This is a genomic window from Neotabrizicola shimadae (assembly GCF_019623905.1).
GTDB lineage: Bacteria > Pseudomonadota > Alphaproteobacteria > Rhodobacterales > Rhodobacteraceae > Neotabrizicola > Neotabrizicola shimadae.
On the sequence record NZ_CP069370.1, the window covers coordinates 2,920,001 to 2,936,121 of the forward strand.

The following is a 16,121-nucleotide window of genomic DNA, read 5'->3' on the forward strand; positions in this document are numbered from 1 at the left end:
GATGCGGATGCCATTCGCCTCGGCAAAGTCCCAATCCTCGCGGCCATAGGCCGTGCCCCGGATGCCCACCAGGACATAGCGCTTCGGATCCACCAGCCCCTCTTCCACCGCACGGCGGAAGGGTGTGCCGTGGGTGTACTTGCCGGTGCCGAAATAGACGTCGTTCAGGTCGGTGTGGCTGTCGAACTGGATCAGCCCCAGCGCCTCGCCGCCCCTGGCCAGCCCGCGCAGGATGGGCAGGGTGCACAGGTGGTCGCCGCCGCCGGTCAGCGGCACCACGCCCGCCGCCTTCACCTTCGCATAGAAGGCCTCCATCCGGTCCAGGCTGTCCATCAGGTCCGCCGGATTGGGCGCCACATCGCCCAGATCGGCGCATTTGCACAATTCGAACGGCGCCACCCAGGTCGCGCCGTTCTTCGCTCGGATCATCGTGGACAGATCGCGCAACTGCCGCGGGCCATGCCGCGGGCCGGGGCGGTTCGTCGTCCCGCCATCCCAGGGCGCGCCGATCAGCCCGATCTCCACCTCGCCGAACCGCGCATGGTCAAAGGGCACATGCGGCAGCCGCATGAAGGTGGGGATCCCCGCGAATCGCGGAAGGTCCACCCCCGAAACCGGGGTGAAGAAGCCATCGTGCGTCGTTCCCGTCATCTCGTCTTTCCCTGGGCCGCTCTGGTCACGGCGCAGTTGACCACCCGTTCCCGGCGCTGTCCGGTCCGCTTCCGACATGGAACAGCGCGAAAAACCGCGCGTTGTCCCCACGGGGCTTGACCCGTCGCCGCCCTTTGGGTGTTGATCGCTGCGTCAAGGCGCCCGCGCGGCGCGAGCCTGCCCCCGGGAGGGATTTTCATGTTCAGCAAGACCGACACCACCGCGGCGCCCGCCCGCTCCGGCTCCGCCACCTCTGCGGGACGGTCTGTGTTCTCCAGCGACCTCAAGATCACGGGCGAGGTCTCCTCTGCCGGCACGCTGGAAATCCTGGGCGAGGTCGATGGCAATGTCTCGGCCCGCGGCCTGCTGATCGGCGCCGAAGGCCGGGTCAGCGGCACCGTCCAGGCCGATACGGTCGAAGTGCGCGGCCATCTGGAAGGCAAGGTCGCCACCAACGATTTCACCCTGCGCGCCCCGGCCGAGGTGGCCGCCGATGTGACCTACCGCGTCCTGGTCATCGAAAGCGGCGCCACCATCGAAGGCCATTTCGCCCGCGCGAAGGACTGATCGCCCCTCACGGCGCCACGGCCGAAGCCACCGCGCTCCACACCTGGTTCTTCAGCGCAACGATCGGCGGGTCCGGATCCTGCACCGGTGGCTTGTCCACCGGCGCCGCGCCGGGCGACAGCACGGCCATCCTGATCTCGCCATCCGTATAGTAGCGGTCGCCGCCGCCATTTCGCCCGTTCAGCGTCGGGCCCACGCCCGTCATGCCGTAAAGCGTGGTCACCACCTTCGCCGCCACCAGGTCGCCGATCAGCAGGTTGCGCTCATCGTCGATATCGGGCGCGATGTGATGCGTCACCTGGCCCGTGTCGCGGCTCAACTCCACACCCGCGTCCTGCGTGGCCGAGCCCAGCCAGACCGGCCGCCCCTCCACGCCTTTTTCCAGCACCTTCCAGTACCGCACATGGTTGCGACGGTCGGCGCTGTCGCCGATGGGTTTCTCGAAGGCCAGGTCCTCCTTGCGCCCCTGATACAGCAAGGGCGACACCGGCGCCGCATCATAGGGCCGGTCCAGCATCACGCTCGCCACGATCCGCACCGAGGATTTCAGCGTCACCGGATCGGCCGGATACCACCCCGCCGCATGCATCGCGGCCAGCACGTCGTCCTCCGATCCCACCAGCCCCACGTTCAGCGGGTCGCCCGGAATCCCCTGTTCGGTATGCGTCACCATCTCGGCCTCGGCCAGGCCGGGCTGATGCTCGCGGTGATACCACAGCCGCGGCAAGATCAGATAGGCCGCCACGGCCCAGACGACCAGCGCACCCAGCACCCATGTCAGGATGCGCCGACGACGGCTTTCTTCTCGCATCACGCCCCGGTCACTGGTCGATGAAGGCGCGCACCGACGCCGTGTATTCGTCAGGGGCCTGCAACATCGCGAAATGGCTCGTTTCCGGCAGGATCACCAGTTGCGAGCCCGCAATCAGCGCCGCGATCTTCTCGGTATGCGGCCGCAGAATCGCCTCGTCATGGTCGCCCGCCACCACGGCGGTCGGCACGGTGATCGCCGCCACCTGCGCATCGGTCCAGTTGGGCTGGGTCGCCCACATCTCGCCGATCTGCGCCACGAAGCCGTCGAACTGGTCGGGCGTCGGCGACATCTTCGCGTAATCGCCCGCCATGCGTTCGATATAGGCGTTGAACACCGCATCCTCGGCCACGCTCGGGTCCACCCCGTCGGTCGTGATGTTCGCCGCCTGGGCATAAAGATGATCCAGCCGCTCGGGATGGCTCATCGCGATGTCCAGCCCGATGATGCCGCCATCCGACCAGCCGACCAGATCCACCTTGTCGATCTTCAGGTAGTCCAGCAGCGCCAGGTAATCCGAAGCCATCAGGTCATAGCCGAAAGGCTCCTCCGTCCGGCTGGACCGGCCATGCCCCCGGCTGTCGGCCACAATGACCAGATGATCCTTCATCAGGTCGGCCACCTGGTTCGACCAGATGTCGGCATGGCCCAGCCCGCCATGGATCAGCAGCACCGGATCGCCCGCGCCATAGGTGGCATAATACATCTCGATCCCGTTCACCGGCGCCTTGCCGGTCAAGACAGGCTCGGGCATCGGCGGCGCCTCGGGGATCGACATCCAGCGGTCCTCCGCCAGCGCCGGCAGGCTCAGGGCGAACAGACCCGTCAGAACAGCAGCCGTCAGTCTCATGGCTTCCCCCCTCATCGGTCGCTCTCACCATCGCGCCCGGCCAGCGGCAGGTCAATCGCCTTACTCGGCCGCCAGCGGCACCGAATCGCGGCCAATCTCCACCAGTTCTGCAACCACCTCGGACATCAGGCCGCGGAAGGCATCGAAGTCGGCGCGTGGCCGCACCAGGGCCTCGTCCATGTAAAGCGACCGGTCGATCTCTACCTGCACCACATGCCGCCCGCGCGCGGGCCGGCCATAGGCCTGCGCGATATGCGCCCCCGCAAACGGCGCGTTGCGCGCCACCCGCAGCCCGGCCCGGCGAAAGGCGGCCTCCACCCGCAGCACGATCTCCTGCCCCGCCGCCGCCCCGAACCTGTCGCCCAGCACCACATCGGGCCGGTCACGCCCCGGCCGGGCATGGGCCTCGATCGCCTCGTGCGGCATGGAATGGCAGTCGATCAGCACCGCATCGCCGAACAGCGCGACCGATTCCTCGATCAGCCCACGCAGCCGGTCGTGCCAGGGATGCCACCACCGCGCCAGACGCGCCTCGGCCTCGGCCCGGCTCAGCTTGCCGCGATAGATCGCCCGCCCGTTCGCCACCACGCGCGGAATCACCCCCAACCCGGAAGAAATGCGCGGGTTATGCGCCGACCGGCCCACCCCCTCGATCACCGCGGGGTCCAGCTCGTCCGCCGCCCGGTTCAGGTCCAGAAAGGCCCGCGGCGCCCGCGCCGCCAGCAGGGGCGCGCCCCATTGCGGCGCCGAATCGAACAGCAGGTCCACGAAGGCATCTTCCGAGGACCGGATGGTCCGCTCGTCCAGCACGCTGGCCGCCAGGAATTCGCGCGGATAATCCCGCCCGCTGTGCGGCGATGAAAAGATCACCGACGTATCGCGCCGCATCGGCTGGTGCAGGATGAAGCTTTGCTCGGCCATAGGCTCCTTCTCCACGCCAAGATATAGACGGGATTCGTTGCCGGTCGAAACCCCTTGAACCCCTGCGCGACTCCTTTTATAGACCCCGCACCCGAGACGGCCTTGGCCGGTTTCGGGCGTGTGGGCGGTTAGCTCAGCGGTAGAGCACTACGTTGACATCGTAGTGGCCACTGGTTCGATCCCAGTACCGCCCACCATTCACCGCCCCGGATCGCATCCGGGGCACGTTGTTTTCAAGGCGCACGCGCGCCGCGAAGAAGGAGAGATGCGATGAAGGTTGCGAACTCGCTCCGCTCGCTGAAGACGCGTCATCGCGATTGCCAGATCGTGCGCCGCAAGGGCCGCGTCTACGTGATCAACAAGACGCAAAAGCGCTACAAGGCCCGTCAGGGCTGATCGCGCTTCCGGCCTGCCGGAATTGAACGGGCCGCCTGCGGAAAACCGCGGCGGCCCGTTTCCATTTCCGGCGCCAGCTTGCCGCCGTCGCCCTGACAAGGGAAAATTGTTAAGTCCAAGTTAATGCGGCCGCATAACCCATTGATAATGCTGCGCCCGACATGGCGTCCGAGCTCGGACGCTTCCGCCCGGCCCAGGGCCACAAGCCCCTTTTGTCCCGCCCCGCCCTGCCCTATCCTGACCGCCTCAGCAGGGAGGATCCCATGCCCGTCGCCCGCCTTCTGCCCCTTGCCCTCCGCGTCGGCGCCGCCGCCGGCACCGCCTGGGCCGTGACCCGCGTGGTCCGCGCCCGGCTGAACCCCGGCCGCACCGACCAACGGGCGGAGGACGCCCTCGACGACCTGCCCGAGGGCCTCGCCCTCCACGCCCCGAAGGACCGCGCCGAGGACGCCCAGAAGAACGCCGCCTTCCGCCTGCGCCGGGTGATCCACTGGCGGGGCGAGGCCGTCGAACTGGACGCCAGCCTCCTCGGCCGCATCCGCCTGCGCCGCCTGCCCGGATGATGCGCCTCTTCCACTCCCCCGCCTCGCCCTTCGTCCGCAAGGTCATGGTGGTCCTGCACGAAACCGGCCTCCTTTCGGAAACCGAGCTCGTGGGCGCCTCGGGCAACCCGGTCGAGCCCGGCTCGATGCCCGTCGCCCACAACCCCCTCGGCAAGATCCCCGCCCTCGTCCTCGACGACGGCCGCTGCCTCTTCGACAGCCGCGTGATCTGCCGCTACCTCGACGCCCGCGCGAGGGCCGGCCTTTACGGCGAGGGCGACATGCTCTGGGACACGCTCGCCACCGAGGCGCTGGCCGACGGCATGATGGAAGCCGCGGTCCTCATCGTCTACGAATCCCGCATCCGCCCCGAAGATCTGCGCTATGCCCCCTGGGTCGAAGGCCAGTGGTCCAAGATCGCCCGCGGCCTCGCCGCCCTGGAAGACCGCGCCGATGACCTGGCCCAGGCCCCCTTCGGCATGGCCCAGATTGCTGTCGCCTCGGCGCTTGGCTACCTCACCTTCCGCCTGCCCCACCGCGACTGGCCCGCCACCGCTCCCCGCCTTGCCGCCTGGTTCGAAACCGCCGCGCAACGCCCCTCCCTGGCCGCAACCGCGCCCCATGCGTGACAGGAAGCGGCAGGCATGCAACGGCAGCGCGGAAAGGCTGCCCCGGCAGGGTGATGCGCGCCTTTGTCCGCTGGACCTCTGGCCTAGCCTCCCATAAAAGCCGCCTGTCGGTGTCCCGAAACTTGGCTTTCGGGATCCAAGGCTCATCGGCCGTGAACAGGCGGCCGCGCAAGGGAGAGGATTCGTGTCCCACGCAGAAGAACCCGCAGGCACCCGCCGCGACTTCCTCTATTACGCCACCGCCGGGGCCGGCGCCGTTGCCGTTGGGGCAGCGACTTGGCCTCTGATCAACCAGATGAACCCATCGGCCGATGTCCAGGCTCTGTCGTCGATCTATGTCGACGTCTCCGCCGTCGATGTCGGCACGCAGCTCACGGTGAAATGGCTGGGCAAGCCCGTCTTCATCCGCCGCCGCGCCCCCGAGGAGATCGAGGCCGCCCGCGCCGTGCCGCTGGCAGACCTGGTCGACAAGCTGGCCGAAAACAAGAACCTGCCCAACACGGCCGAAGCAACGGACGAAAACCGCACGCTCCCCGGCCCGGATGGCACCAACACCGGCGAATGGCTGGTGATGGTCGGCGTCTGCACCCACCTCGGCTGCGTCCCGATCGGGGATGGCTCCGGCGATTTCGGCGGCTGGTTCTGCCCCTGCCACGGCTCGCACTACGATACGGCGGGCCGCATCCGCAAGGGGCCGGCACCGCGGAACCTCGAGGTTCCCGTCGCCATGTTCGACAACGAAACCACGCTCAAGCTCGGCTGAGGAGAGTCCAGATGGCCGGTATTCCGCACGACCATTACGAACCGAAGACGGGCTTCGAGAAGTGGCTTCACGTCCGCCTCCCGATCGTCAGCCTCGTCTATGACACCCTGATGATCCCCACGCCCAAGAACCTCAACTGGATGTGGATCTGGGGCATCGTCCTTGCCTTCTGCCTTGCGCTGCAGATCATCACCGGCGTCGTCCTGGTGATGCATTACACCCCGCAGGTCGACATGGCCTTCGCCAGCGTCGAACACATCATGCGTGACGTGAACGGCGGCTTCATGCTGCGCTACCTGCACGCCAACGGCGCCTCGCTCTTCTTCTTTGCCGTCTATGTCCACATCTTCCGCGGTCTTTACTACGGCAGCTACAAGGCGCCCCGCGAAGTGACCTGGATCATCGGCATGCTGATCTACCTCGCGATGATGGCGACCGCCTTCATGGGCTACGTTCTGCCCTGGGGCCAGATGTCGTTCTGGGGGGCCACGGTGATCACCGGCCTGTTCGGCGCCATCCCCGGCATCGGGCCGGACATCCAGACCTGGCTTCTTGGCGGGCCGGCGGTGGACAATGCCACGCTGAACCGCTTCTTCTCGCTGCATTACCTGTTGCCCTTCGTCATCGCGGCGCTGGTCGTCCTGCACATCTGGGCCTTCCACACCACCGGCAACAACAACCCCACCGGGGTCGAAGTGCGCCGCACGTCGAAGGAAGACGCCAAGAAGGACACGGTTCCCTTCTGGCCCTACTATGTCATCAAGGACCTCTTCGCCCTTGTCGTGATCCTGGCGATCTTCTTCGCCGTGGTCGGCTTCATGCCCAACTACCTGGGTCACCCCGACAACTACATCGAGGCGAACCCCCTCTCGACCCCCGCCCACATCGTGCCCGAATGGTACTTCCTGCCGTTCTACGCGATCCTGCGCGCCTTCACCGGCGACGTCTGGGTGGTGCAGCTGGTGAACTTCCTGTCCTTCGGCATCATCGACGCCAAGTTCTTCGGCGTTCTGGCGATGTTCGGCGCCATCCTGGCGCTGGCCCTTGTGCCGTGGCTCGACACCTCGTCGGTCCGTTCGGGCAAGTACCGGCCGATGTTCAAGTGGTGGTTCTGGCTTCTGGCCGTGGACTTCGTCGTGCTGATGTGGGTGGGCGCCATGCCCGCCGAAGGGGTCTACACTTGGATCTCGCTCATCGCCTCGACCTACTGGTTCGCCTATTTCCTCGTGATCCTGCCGCTTCTCGGCGTGATCGAAAAGCCGCTGCCGCAACCGGCGACGATCGAGGAAGACTTCAACGCCCACTATGGCCCCAAAGCCCATCCGGCCGAGTGAGAAAGGAACTGACCAAGATGTTCAGGAACATCACTCTCGCGGCCGTGTCGGCGCTGGCGCTGACCTCCGGGGCGGCCCTGGCCGAGAACGAGGTGCACATCGAAGATGTCGCCTTCTCCTTCGAAGGACCATTCGGCACCTTCGACCAGTTCCAGCTGCAGCGCGGCCTTCAGGTCTATACCGAGGTCTGTGCGGCCTGCCACGGGCTGAAATATGTGCCGATCCGCACGCTGGCCGATCCCGGCGGCCCGGAACTGCCCGAAGACCAGGTGCGCGCCTATGCGGCGGCCTTCCCGGTCAACGACCCCGAGGCCAACAACCATCTGATCGACCCGGCAACGGGCGAACCGCGCGTGCTGGCCCCGATGGACAAGTTCCCGGCCAACAACGCGGCCGGCGCACCGGACCTGAGCCTGGTGGCCAAGTCGCGTGCGGCCTTCCACGGCCCCTACGGCACGGGCATCAACCAGCTCTTCAAGGGCATCGGCGGGCCGGAATACATCCACGCCCTGCTGACCGGCTACGAAGAATCGCCTGCCTGCGCGGGCGACTATGACACCGGCTACTACAACAAGGCCTTCGCCAAGGGCGGCATCCCCGACGGCTGCAAGGACGAAGCCGGCCACGCCACCATCGAAGGCAGCTGGATCGCGATGCCCCCGCCCCTGTCGGACGACATCGTCACCTATGCCGACGGTACGCCGGCGACTGTGGACCAGATGTCGATGGACGTGGCCAGCTTCCTGATGTGGGCGGCGGAACCCAAGATGATGGCGCGCAAGGAAGCCGGCTTCGTCGCCGTGGTCTTCCTCGTGATCCTCGCGAGCCTGCTCTACCTCACCAACAAGAAGCTCTGGGCCGGCGTGAAGGGCAAGAAGTTCGTCTGACGCCCCTGCCTTGGTCGACAGCAAACCCCGCCCCTTCCGGGCGGGGTTTCCTTTTCCGGCTCAGGCCATGCGCAGCCAGACAGCGGTGGCGGTCGCCGAGGTGATCTCCGATGACAGGAACCCCCAGTTCGCCGGCGACGGCGTGCCATAGGCCAGCACCCGGCGCAGGACTTTCCGCGCGGTCGTGACCGGGCTTCCGCCATTGATGTCGGGCGTGGCCGCCGCCGCCCAGGCAGACACGGTCGCGGTCGAGGAGTGGCGAAGGCCGATCCAGTAGGTCGCCCCGCCCCAAAGCGTCATCGAAACCGACGCGGCCTTCAGACCCGTCGTACCGAAATCCAGATCGCCCGTCTCGGCCAGCTTCGCATCCGGTCGCCCGCTCGCGTCGGACTGGTAAACCACCAGCTTGCCAAGCGCCGAGGCGACAGCCGTCGTCACGTTCACCACCATCTGGTCGATGGTCAGGTCGGCGCGCGGCGCGAAGGGAAACAGATCCATCCGCCCCGCGCCGCCAACCACCGTCCCGGTCGTGGTGCCGCCGCCGATCGTGGTCAGCACATGCTCGCCCGAGGGCGGCACCAGCATCGACACCTGCGCCCCACCCACCGCGACAGAGGCCCCGCCACTGCGCACCCGCACCTGCCCGGCCGCCTGGTTGTACCAAAGCCATCCGTCCGCTGGTGCCGGGGGGTCTCCCGCCACCGGCCCAAGGGCAAGCCCGACCGGCAGCGTCACCCGGCCCGAAGCCGGGGCCTCCAGTGCCGTGACAAAGCTGCTGCCATTGCCCGAGACCTTCACCGAAAAGCTGTCGTTCCCCGCCAGGCCCATCTCGGCCCGCCCCGAAAAGCCCGTCTGGAACAGAAGGCTCGCCGTGTCGATCGGCGCCGCCTTGTTCACCTTCAGCTGGTGCCCCTGCCCCTCATGCGTCAGCAGCGTTGCCGCAGAGGATACCGCCAGCCGGTTCGTGGCATCGGCCGTGGTGTTCACCCCCACGCCCGCCTGCCCCTGCAGAAAAGCCGGCAGGCTGGCCGGCAAGTCGGTGAACAGCCCGCCCAGGCACACCCGCGCCCGTCCCGCACCCAGATCCCAGGCGATCCATCCGTCGCGCGGCGTCGCGAAATCCCAGCCATTGTTGCGCCACCGCGCCAGCAACCCCGCGCGTCCGACCCAGCCGCCGGTCGGCACCGGCCCCACACCCCAGGTCGCCCCTTCCTCGGGCGCCAGAGGCGGGTCGTTCACGTTGAACGCCTGCACGGCCAGATGCACCAGCCCGTCCAGCCGGTCGATGGCCTCGTTATGGGTCACATGCTTCTGCGCCTGGGACGCCATCATCAGCGGCAGTTCCAGGCGCGGGGTCTGATCGGGCATCGGGTCCTCTCCTTCGGCCGGTACGGCTTCAGGCGCGGACGATGCCACCGGGATGCTGAATCCCGTCTTGTCGCAGCGAACGCTGCTCAGCCGAACAGGAAGCGGTCCGCCGTCAGGTCGGCCATCGTCACGCCGAACAGCTGCAACTGCTCGCCATCAATGGTGAACCGCACGCCATGCGCCTGCGAGGTGGAGAAGCTCAGCACGCTCGCTTCCTCCAGGAAGCTGGCAAAGTCCGTGATCCCCGACCGGCCCGAAATCAGGATATGGTCGTCGGTCCTCGAAAAATCCTGGATCAGGCACATCGCCTCGCCCTTCGAGAAGACAAAGACATCCGCCCCCGTGCCCCCCCAGTACTGGTTCTTCCCGGCTCCGCCGGTCAGCACATCGCTGCCTGCCTCGCCATACAGCCGGTCGTCACCCTGCTCGCCCCACAGCTCATCCGCATCCGCCCCGCCGTACAGATAGTCGACCGCCGCCCCGCCACGCAGCGTGTCGTTCCCGGCATAGCCATAGAACCGGTCCGCGCCGTTGCCCCCGGTCACCATGGTACCCGCCCCGTTGCCATAAACGGTGGTCGCCTTGTCGCTCGTCTCCACGTCAAAGGCCGCGCTGCCCGCCAGCGTCACCCGCACCGCCACGTCCGAAAGCTCCAGCGTGCCGTGGATGCCGGCCCCGCCGCGGATCGTCAGGTTGTCCTGATCCACATCCAGTCGCCCGTCCTCGGGCAAGGCCGCCTGAGAAAGGATGTCCACCCCGCGCGACTTGGCGATCAGGTGCAAAGCCTGCTCGGCATCCGCCGCCCCGTAGTACTGCTTCGTGAACCCACGGTCGTTCACGGTCGCCAGCGGCGTCGCATCGGTCACTGTCACCGTGATGTTGAAGGTCTGGCTGTCCAGCTCGCCATCGCTCGCATAAAGCCGCAGCGTGTAGACCCCCGCCGCACTGAACAGCGGCCGGATCACCAGGTCGCCGTCGTCATTGTCCAGGAAATACACCGACCGGCGCGTCTGCGAGCCGTAGAGCCAAAGCGAATCGCCCTCGGCATCGGCAAAGTACAGGTCGGGCGAAAGCCGCAGCTCCTGCCCTTCCGCCAAGGTCAGCTCCAGCGGCGCAGCCGCCTGCACCTGCACGAAGGGTGCGGTGTTCCCGATCCCGGCATCCGGCGTGCCGGTCATGATCTCCATCAGCTCCTCAAAGAACCGGTGCCCGTAGTCCACCAGCGACTCGCCGGTGAAGTGAACGCCATTCAGGTCGTCCGAGGTCAGTCCGGTCGAAGAGACAAAGCGCAGGAACGGATCGTCCCGCATTGCCAGTTCCATCAGCTGCATCGCCTGGTTCTGCGTTGCATGAACGCCCTCGCGCGACAGCTCGCCGATCAGCATGGTCATGGCATCGCCAGCCCAGGACGCGCTGCGCACCTGGCCGATGAACTCGGTCAGCAGCGTCACGAAATCGGCCGTCTTGATGGGAAAGTCGCTTTCACCCTGCAACCAGATGAAGTTGTCGGCATGATCCTGCCCCACCAGGGCAAGTGCAGCCGACACGCGGGCATCCAGCGTATCCCAGTTTGTGCCCGTCCCGCTTTCCAGCCAGGTGTCGATGCGCGAGCCGTTGACCGGCGCCGCCACCACCAGCACCGGCCGCCCCAATGTCTCGGCCAACTCGTTGGCATAGGGCAGGTAAAGGTTGTTGCGCGAGTTGGCATAGTACGAAGGCACGATGCTGCCGCTGGCCGCGTCGTACATCATCACGTTCGGGTCCAGCTCCTGCGCGGCCCCGCCCGCCCCGCCCACCATGTTCGACTGGCCGCCGGCAACCACCACATAATAGTCCGGCGACCACCAGGCACCGTCGCCGTCCTGATACCGGAAATCCTCGTGCAGCGGCGCCGTGGCACGCTGCTTGTAGGTTACCCCGTCGATCGAGACTTCCGTCAGGCTGCTGGCCAGCCCGCTCGAAAGGAAATCCGCAAAGGTCGCAAACTCGGCCATACTGAACCCGCACCAGAACTGTCAGGATTGTGTCAAACTCGGGGCATACTGCCCCATTTCCGCCGAAGATGCGCCACCGAATAGTCGGCCTTCCGGGTCCGATCAGGAAACAGTGAAGGCTTGTGAAGGAAACCCGATCCCTCGGTCCCAGTATTCAGGCCGATAAGGCTTGACCCGACAGCCCCCTGACGGCTCAATCCCGCCCGGACGCGCCAAAGGCCATTCGGCCGATTCCCGTATTGGAGGACCCATGTCCGATCTCGTCATTATCGCCTTCCCCGACGAAGCCACCGCCTTCGAGGCCCGTGCCGAGCTGATGAAGCTCCAGAAGGAATACCTCATCGAGATGGAGGATGCGGTCGTCATCACCCGCAGCGAGGATGGGGCGGTGCGCCTGCACCAGCCGATCAACCTCACCGGCGCGGGCGCCGTCTCGGGCACGCTCTGGGGCGGCCTGGTCGGGCTGATCTTCCTCAACCCGCTTCTGGGTGCGGCCATCGGCGCCGGCGCCGGCGCCATCTCGGGCGCCCTCACCGACATCGGCATCGAGGACAAGTTCCTCAAGGAAGTCGGCCAGTCGCTCGACAAGGGCGGCTCCGCCCTGGCCGTTCTGATCCGCAAGATGACCGCCGACAAGGTGCTGGAACGCATGTCGGCCTTCCTGGGCAAGGGCCGTGTGCTTCAGACCTCGCTGTCCGAAGCCCAGGAAAAGGCACTTGAAGCCGCCATCCAGCCGCCGGCCCCTCCGGCCGCCTGAGCCTGCACCACAAGACCGGGCGGGCGGGCTTCGGCCCGCCCGTTCCATTTGTGGCCGTCAGACGAAGATCATCGTGCTGTCGTTCAGGTCGGCCAGCGCCGCATGATAGATCACGATCTGGTCGGTCCCGATGGTGAAGCGCAGGCCCCAGGTCTGGCTGGTGACAAAGCTCTGCACCTTCGAAGCCGCCAGAAACTCGGCCGCCGAGTCGATCCCGGCCCAGCCGGACAACTCGATCCGGTCCTCCGCGGCCTCGAAGTCCTGGACCCCGCAATAGCTGTCGCCGGCCACAAAGACGAAGACATCCGCGCCCGCGCCGCCATAGTACTGGTCGCGCCCCGTGCCGCCCTCCAGCCGGTCGTCGCCCGCATCGCCCACCAGCTTGTCGTCGCTCGCCCCGCCCTGCAGCAGGTCGTCGCCATCGCCGCCGTAGAGCTGGTCCTTGTCCTCGCCCCCGCGCAGCACGTCCTCCGCCCCGCCGCCATACAGACGGTCGGCCCCGCGTCCCCCGTCCATCACGTTGGCGCCGGCATTGCCGGTCAGCATGTTGGCCAGGTCGTTGCCCGTCACGCCAAAGGCCGCCTCGCCCGCCAGCGTCACCCGCAGCACCGCCGGCGCCAGCGCCAGCTCGCCGGCCACCCCGGCCCCGCCCCGGATGGTCAGGTTGTCCGCCGTGACCTCCAGCGCATGTCCCGCAGGCATCGCCCCTGCCGACAGGATGTCCAGGCCGCGCGACGCGGTAATCGCCGCCATCGCATCCTCGGCGGTGGCCCAGGACGACAGAAGCCGCCCAAAGCTGTTCGTCCCGATGGTCGCCCCCGGCAGCGCCTCCAGCACCGTCAGCGTCAGTGTCCAGCGCGGCCCGTCCAACTGGCCGTCGCTCGCATAGACATACAGCACATGCGTCCCGGTCGCGTCGAACCCCGGCTTGATCACCAGGTCGCCGCCCTCGTTGTCCAGGAAATACGGCGCCCGCTTGCCAAGCGCACCATAAAGCCAAAGCGCATCGCCCTCGGCATCCGAAAAGAACAGATCCGCCGAAAGGTGCAGTTCCTCGCCCTCGTGGACCACCAGAGAAACCGGCGCGCCAGGCTTCACGTCCAGATAAGGCGCGCTGTTCGGCACCGCCGGCGTTTCCTCCAGGATGGCCATCAGCGCCGCAAAGAAGCGGTGGCCGAATTCCACCAGCGCCTCGCCGTCGAAATGCACGCCCACCGTGTCAAAGGCATTCAGCCCGACAGACGACACGAACCGCAGAAGCGCATCGCCCGACATCGATTGTTCCAGCATCTGCAACGCTGTGTTCTGCGCCGAATTCACCCCCTCGCGTGACAACTCGCCCACCAGCACCGCCATCGCATCCCCGGCCCAATCCGCCCCCCGCACCTGAGCGATAAAGGCCGTCATCAGCGCGGCATAGGTGGCCGGTGTCAGCGGGTAGTCGCTTTCACCCTGCTGCCACAGGAAACTGTCCACATGGTCCTGCCCGGCCAGGGCCAGCGCCGCCCGCACATCGGCATCCAGCGCATCCCAGTTGACCCCCGACCCGGTCTCCAGCCAGCTGTCGATCCGCGATCCGCTCACCGGCCCGGCAATCACCAGAACCGGCCGCCCCAGGCTTTGCGCGATGTCATTGGCAAAGGGGATATACAGGTTGTTGCGGATATTCGGGTAATCCCAGGCCTCGATCATTCCCGTTTCGGGATTGTAGACCATCACATTCCCGTCGACCGCCTGATCCCCGCCAGATCCCGCGCCCACCATGTTGGATTGGCCCGCCGCCACCACCACGAAATAATCCGGCGACCACCAGTCGCCCTCGGAATCCTGATGCCGGAAATCCTCGTGCAGGGGCTGGCTCGTGCGCTGGCGATAGATCACCCCGCCAATCATCACCTCGGTGACATCGCCGCCAATGCCATCGGCCAGGAATTCATCAAAGTTGGAATAGGACAGCACCGGACATAACCCCTTACCAGTACGACTCACCACACGCGCCCGAATTGCACCGCGCCAGACTATTCATGATTGTGGCGAAATCTGGGCAACCCCACCCGCCGCCACCCTTGACGCCAGCCGTCCGACACCGCTTATGCTCACCCCATGGCCGCCAGGGACCCCTCCAGACCGCGCAAGCCGCGCGCCCGCAAAGCCGCGGCCGACGCCCCGCCGCCGCCGGCCCCGCCGCGCCCGCTGCGCTGGCTCCTGCGCTGGACGGCCCGCGCCCTTCTGGGCCTCGCCGCCGCGGCGCTCGCGCTCATCCTGCTCTACAGCGTGGTCAACCCGCCCACCAACCTCTACCAAGTCTCCGAATCCGCCCGCCTCGGCGGGATCGAGCAGGAGTGGGTCCCCTTCGACCAGATCGCCCCTGTCATGGCCCGCTCCGCCGTCGCGGCAGAAGACGCGAACTTCTGCCTGCACTGGGGCTTCGACATGGCGGCCATCCGCGCGGCGATGGATGACGGCGCCGGCCGCGGCGCCTCGACCATCACCCAGCAAGTGGTGAAGAACGTCTTCCTCTGGCAGGGCCGCAGCTGGCTGCGCAAGGCGATCGAGGCCGGGCTCACCCCGGGTGTCGAGCTTGTCTGGTCCAAGCGCCGAATCCTGGAAATCTACCTCAATGTGGCCGAATTCGGCGAAGGCATCTTCGGCGTGCAGGCCGCGGCCCGGCACTATTTCGACACCGACGCCGCCAACCTCACCGCCGCGCAGTCCGCCCTTCTCGCCGCCGTTCTGCCCGACCCGAAGGGCCGCAACCCGGCCAAGCCCGGCCCCTTCACGCGCAAGCGCGCCCGGCAGATCGCGGACGGGGCCGAAACCATCCTGCAGGACGGTCGCGCCGCCTGCTTCGAAGGCTGATTTCCCTTCCGCAGTTGAAATCTGCCGCCCGGCGCGGCAAGAGGATGCAGATGTATTCAGAACCGCCGGTCCGATGATCCGACTTTACCATTTTCCGCTCTCTCCCTTCTGCCGCAAGGTCCGCCTGACGCTGAAGGAAAAGCGGCTCGAGGCCGAGCTGATCGAGGAACGCTACTGGGAACAGTCGCCCGATTTCCTGCGCCGCAACCCGGCCGGCAAGGTGCCTGTGCTGCGCATGGACACCCGCGTGATGTCGGAAAGCCAGGCGATCTGCGAATATCTGGATGAAACCAACGCCGCCCCCGCCCTCATGCCGCGCGACCCCGAGGGCCGGTACGAGGTGCGCCGCCTCTGCGCCTGGTTCGACGACAAGTTCCACGAGGAAGTCACGTCGAAACTGCTGTACGAGCGCGTGAACAAGAAGATCATGGGCCTCGGCTACCCGGATTCCAAGAACGTCAAGGCCGGCGCCACCCGCATCAAGTATCACCTCGACTACATGGGCTGGCTTCTGGATCAGCGCCGCTGGCTCGCCGGCGACGCGATGACGCTCGCCGATTTCACCGCCGCCGCGCATCTGTCCTGTCTCGATTACATCTCGGACGTGGACTGGAACCGCAACGCCACGGTCAAGGACTGGTACGCCAAGATCAAGTCGCGCCCCTCCTTCCGCACCCTCCTGCAAGACCAGATCCCCGGCTTCCCCCCGCCCGCGCATTACGCCGACCTCGATTTCTGAGGCGCCCCGCGACGGAAACCCGCCCGCCCGACGTTCCACATATGCATCGAATC

The 16,121-nt window shown here is 66.8% G+C and carries 17 protein-coding genes and 1 tRNA gene (1 of these 18 cut by a window edge); 11 read left to right on the top strand and 7 right to left on the bottom strand.

Features of this window, described 5'->3' with window-relative positions; genetic code table 11:
• Positions 1-651 carry the 5' portion of an agmatinase gene (locus JO391_RS14260; protein ID WP_220661121.1) on the bottom strand. The gene continues 336 nt to the left of window position 1, outside the view, so only the first 651 of its 987 coding nucleotides appear in the window; its start codon is at positions 649-651; the stop codon falls past the left edge of the window.
• 198 nt (positions 652-849) lie between these two features.
• Here JO391_RS14260 and JO391_RS14265 point away from each other — a divergent pair, with 198 nt between their 5' ends.
• A complete protein-coding gene (locus JO391_RS14265; RefSeq protein ID WP_220661122.1) occupies positions 850-1,218 on the top strand; it encodes a bactofilin family protein in 369 nt (122 codons plus the stop codon).
• A gap of 7 nt (positions 1,219-1,225) precedes the next feature.
• Here JO391_RS14265 and JO391_RS14270 read toward each other — a convergent pair whose 3' ends face one another.
• From JO391_RS14270 to JO391_RS14280, 3 genes are read right to left on the bottom strand one after another with little or no spacing between them, the layout of a single operon-like run.
• Entirely contained in the window at positions 1,226-2,029 is an 804-nt protein-coding gene (locus tag JO391_RS14270) for an LssY C-terminal domain-containing protein (protein WP_220661123.1), read from the bottom strand.
• Between the two features lie 10 nt (positions 2,030-2,039).
• Complete coding sequence (locus JO391_RS14275; protein WP_220661124.1) at positions 2,040-2,879, bottom strand: alpha/beta fold hydrolase; 840 nt, start codon at positions 2,877-2,879, stop codon at positions 2,040-2,042.
• A 60-nt stretch (positions 2,880-2,939) separates the two neighbouring features.
• Positions 2,940-3,800 (bottom strand): N-formylglutamate amidohydrolase, encoded by an 861-nt coding sequence (locus JO391_RS14280; protein ID WP_220661125.1) that lies wholly within the window; start codon positions 3,798-3,800, stop codon positions 2,940-2,942.
• A gap of 122 nt (positions 3,801-3,922) precedes the next feature.
• On the opposite strand from JO391_RS14280, the gene JO391_RS14285 reads away from it, so the two are divergent.
• The 7 genes from JO391_RS14285 (at position 3,923) to JO391_RS14315 (ending at position 8,351) form a co-directional block, all read left to right on the top strand.
• Positions 3,923-3,997, top strand: a tRNA-Val gene (locus JO391_RS14285).
• Between the two features lie 73 nt (positions 3,998-4,070).
• Positions 4,071-4,196, top strand: a complete 126-nt coding sequence (ykgO, locus tag JO391_RS14290; RefSeq protein ID WP_100196728.1) for a type B 50S ribosomal protein L36 — start codon at positions 4,071-4,073, stop codon at positions 4,194-4,196.
• Between the two features lie 263 nt (positions 4,197-4,459).
• On the top strand, positions 4,460-4,759 hold the full coding sequence (locus tag JO391_RS14295) for a hypothetical protein (protein ID WP_220661126.1): 300 nt from the start codon (positions 4,460-4,462) through the stop codon (positions 4,757-4,759).
• Positions 4,759-5,367, top strand: coding sequence for a glutathione S-transferase (locus tag JO391_RS14300; RefSeq protein ID WP_220664570.1), 609 nt, complete (start codon positions 4,759-4,761; stop codon positions 5,365-5,367). Before JO391_RS14295 ends, JO391_RS14300 begins: the two co-directional genes overlap by 1 nt.
• 184 nt (positions 5,368-5,551) lie before the next feature.
• A complete protein-coding gene (petA, locus tag JO391_RS14305) occupies positions 5,552-6,130 on the top strand; it encodes a ubiquinol-cytochrome c reductase iron-sulfur subunit (RefSeq protein WP_220661127.1) in 579 nt (192 codons plus the stop codon).
• 11 nt (positions 6,131-6,141) lie between these two features.
• Positions 6,142-7,464 carry a cytochrome b gene (gene petB, locus JO391_RS14310; protein WP_220661128.1) on the top strand — a complete coding sequence of 441 codons (1,323 nt, stop codon included), beginning with the start codon at positions 6,142-6,144 and terminating at the stop codon, positions 7,462-7,464.
• Between the two features lie 17 nt (positions 7,465-7,481).
• The gene (locus JO391_RS14315) at positions 7,482-8,351 is read left to right on the top strand and encodes a cytochrome c1 (RefSeq protein WP_220661129.1); all 870 of its coding nucleotides are present in this window, start codon (positions 7,482-7,484) and stop codon (positions 8,349-8,351) included.
• A gap of 60 nt (positions 8,352-8,411) precedes the next feature.
• On the opposite strand, the gene JO391_RS14320 is transcribed toward JO391_RS14315, so the two are convergent.
• On the bottom strand, positions 8,412-9,719 hold the full coding sequence (locus tag JO391_RS14320) for a DUF2793 domain-containing protein (protein WP_220661130.1): 1,308 nt from the start codon (positions 9,717-9,719) through the stop codon (positions 8,412-8,414).
• Positions 9,720-9,805: 86 nt separating this feature from the next.
• Complete coding sequence (locus JO391_RS14325; protein ID WP_220661131.1) at positions 9,806-11,713, bottom strand: sialate O-acetylesterase; 1,908 nt, start codon at positions 11,711-11,713, stop codon at positions 9,806-9,808.
• Positions 11,714-11,963: 250 nt separating this feature from the next.
• On the opposite strand from JO391_RS14325, the gene JO391_RS14330 reads away from it, so the two are divergent.
• Positions 11,964-12,470, top strand: a complete 507-nt coding sequence (locus JO391_RS14330) for a DUF1269 domain-containing protein (RefSeq protein WP_220661132.1) — start codon at positions 11,964-11,966, stop codon at positions 12,468-12,470.
• Between the two features lie 57 nt (positions 12,471-12,527).
• On the opposite strand, the gene JO391_RS14335 is transcribed toward JO391_RS14330, so the two are convergent.
• Positions 12,528-14,429 carry a sialate O-acetylesterase gene (locus tag JO391_RS14335; RefSeq protein WP_220661133.1) on the bottom strand — a complete coding sequence of 634 codons (1,902 nt, stop codon included), beginning with the start codon at positions 14,427-14,429 and terminating at the stop codon, positions 12,528-12,530.
• Positions 14,430-14,573: 144 nt separating this feature from the next.
• On the opposite strand from JO391_RS14335, the gene mtgA reads away from it, so the two are divergent.
• Together mtgA and fzlA are read left to right on the top strand one after the other, a co-directional pair.
• Positions 14,574-15,329, top strand: coding sequence for a monofunctional biosynthetic peptidoglycan transglycosylase (gene mtgA, locus JO391_RS14340; protein ID WP_220661134.1), 756 nt, complete (start codon positions 14,574-14,576; stop codon positions 15,327-15,329).
• A gap of 73 nt (positions 15,330-15,402) precedes the next feature.
• Positions 15,403-16,068, top strand: a complete 666-nt coding sequence (gene fzlA / locus JO391_RS14345) for an FtsZ-binding protein FzlA (RefSeq protein WP_220661135.1) — start codon at positions 15,403-15,405, stop codon at positions 16,066-16,068.
• The last annotated feature ends 53 nt before the right edge of the window (positions 16,069-16,121 follow it).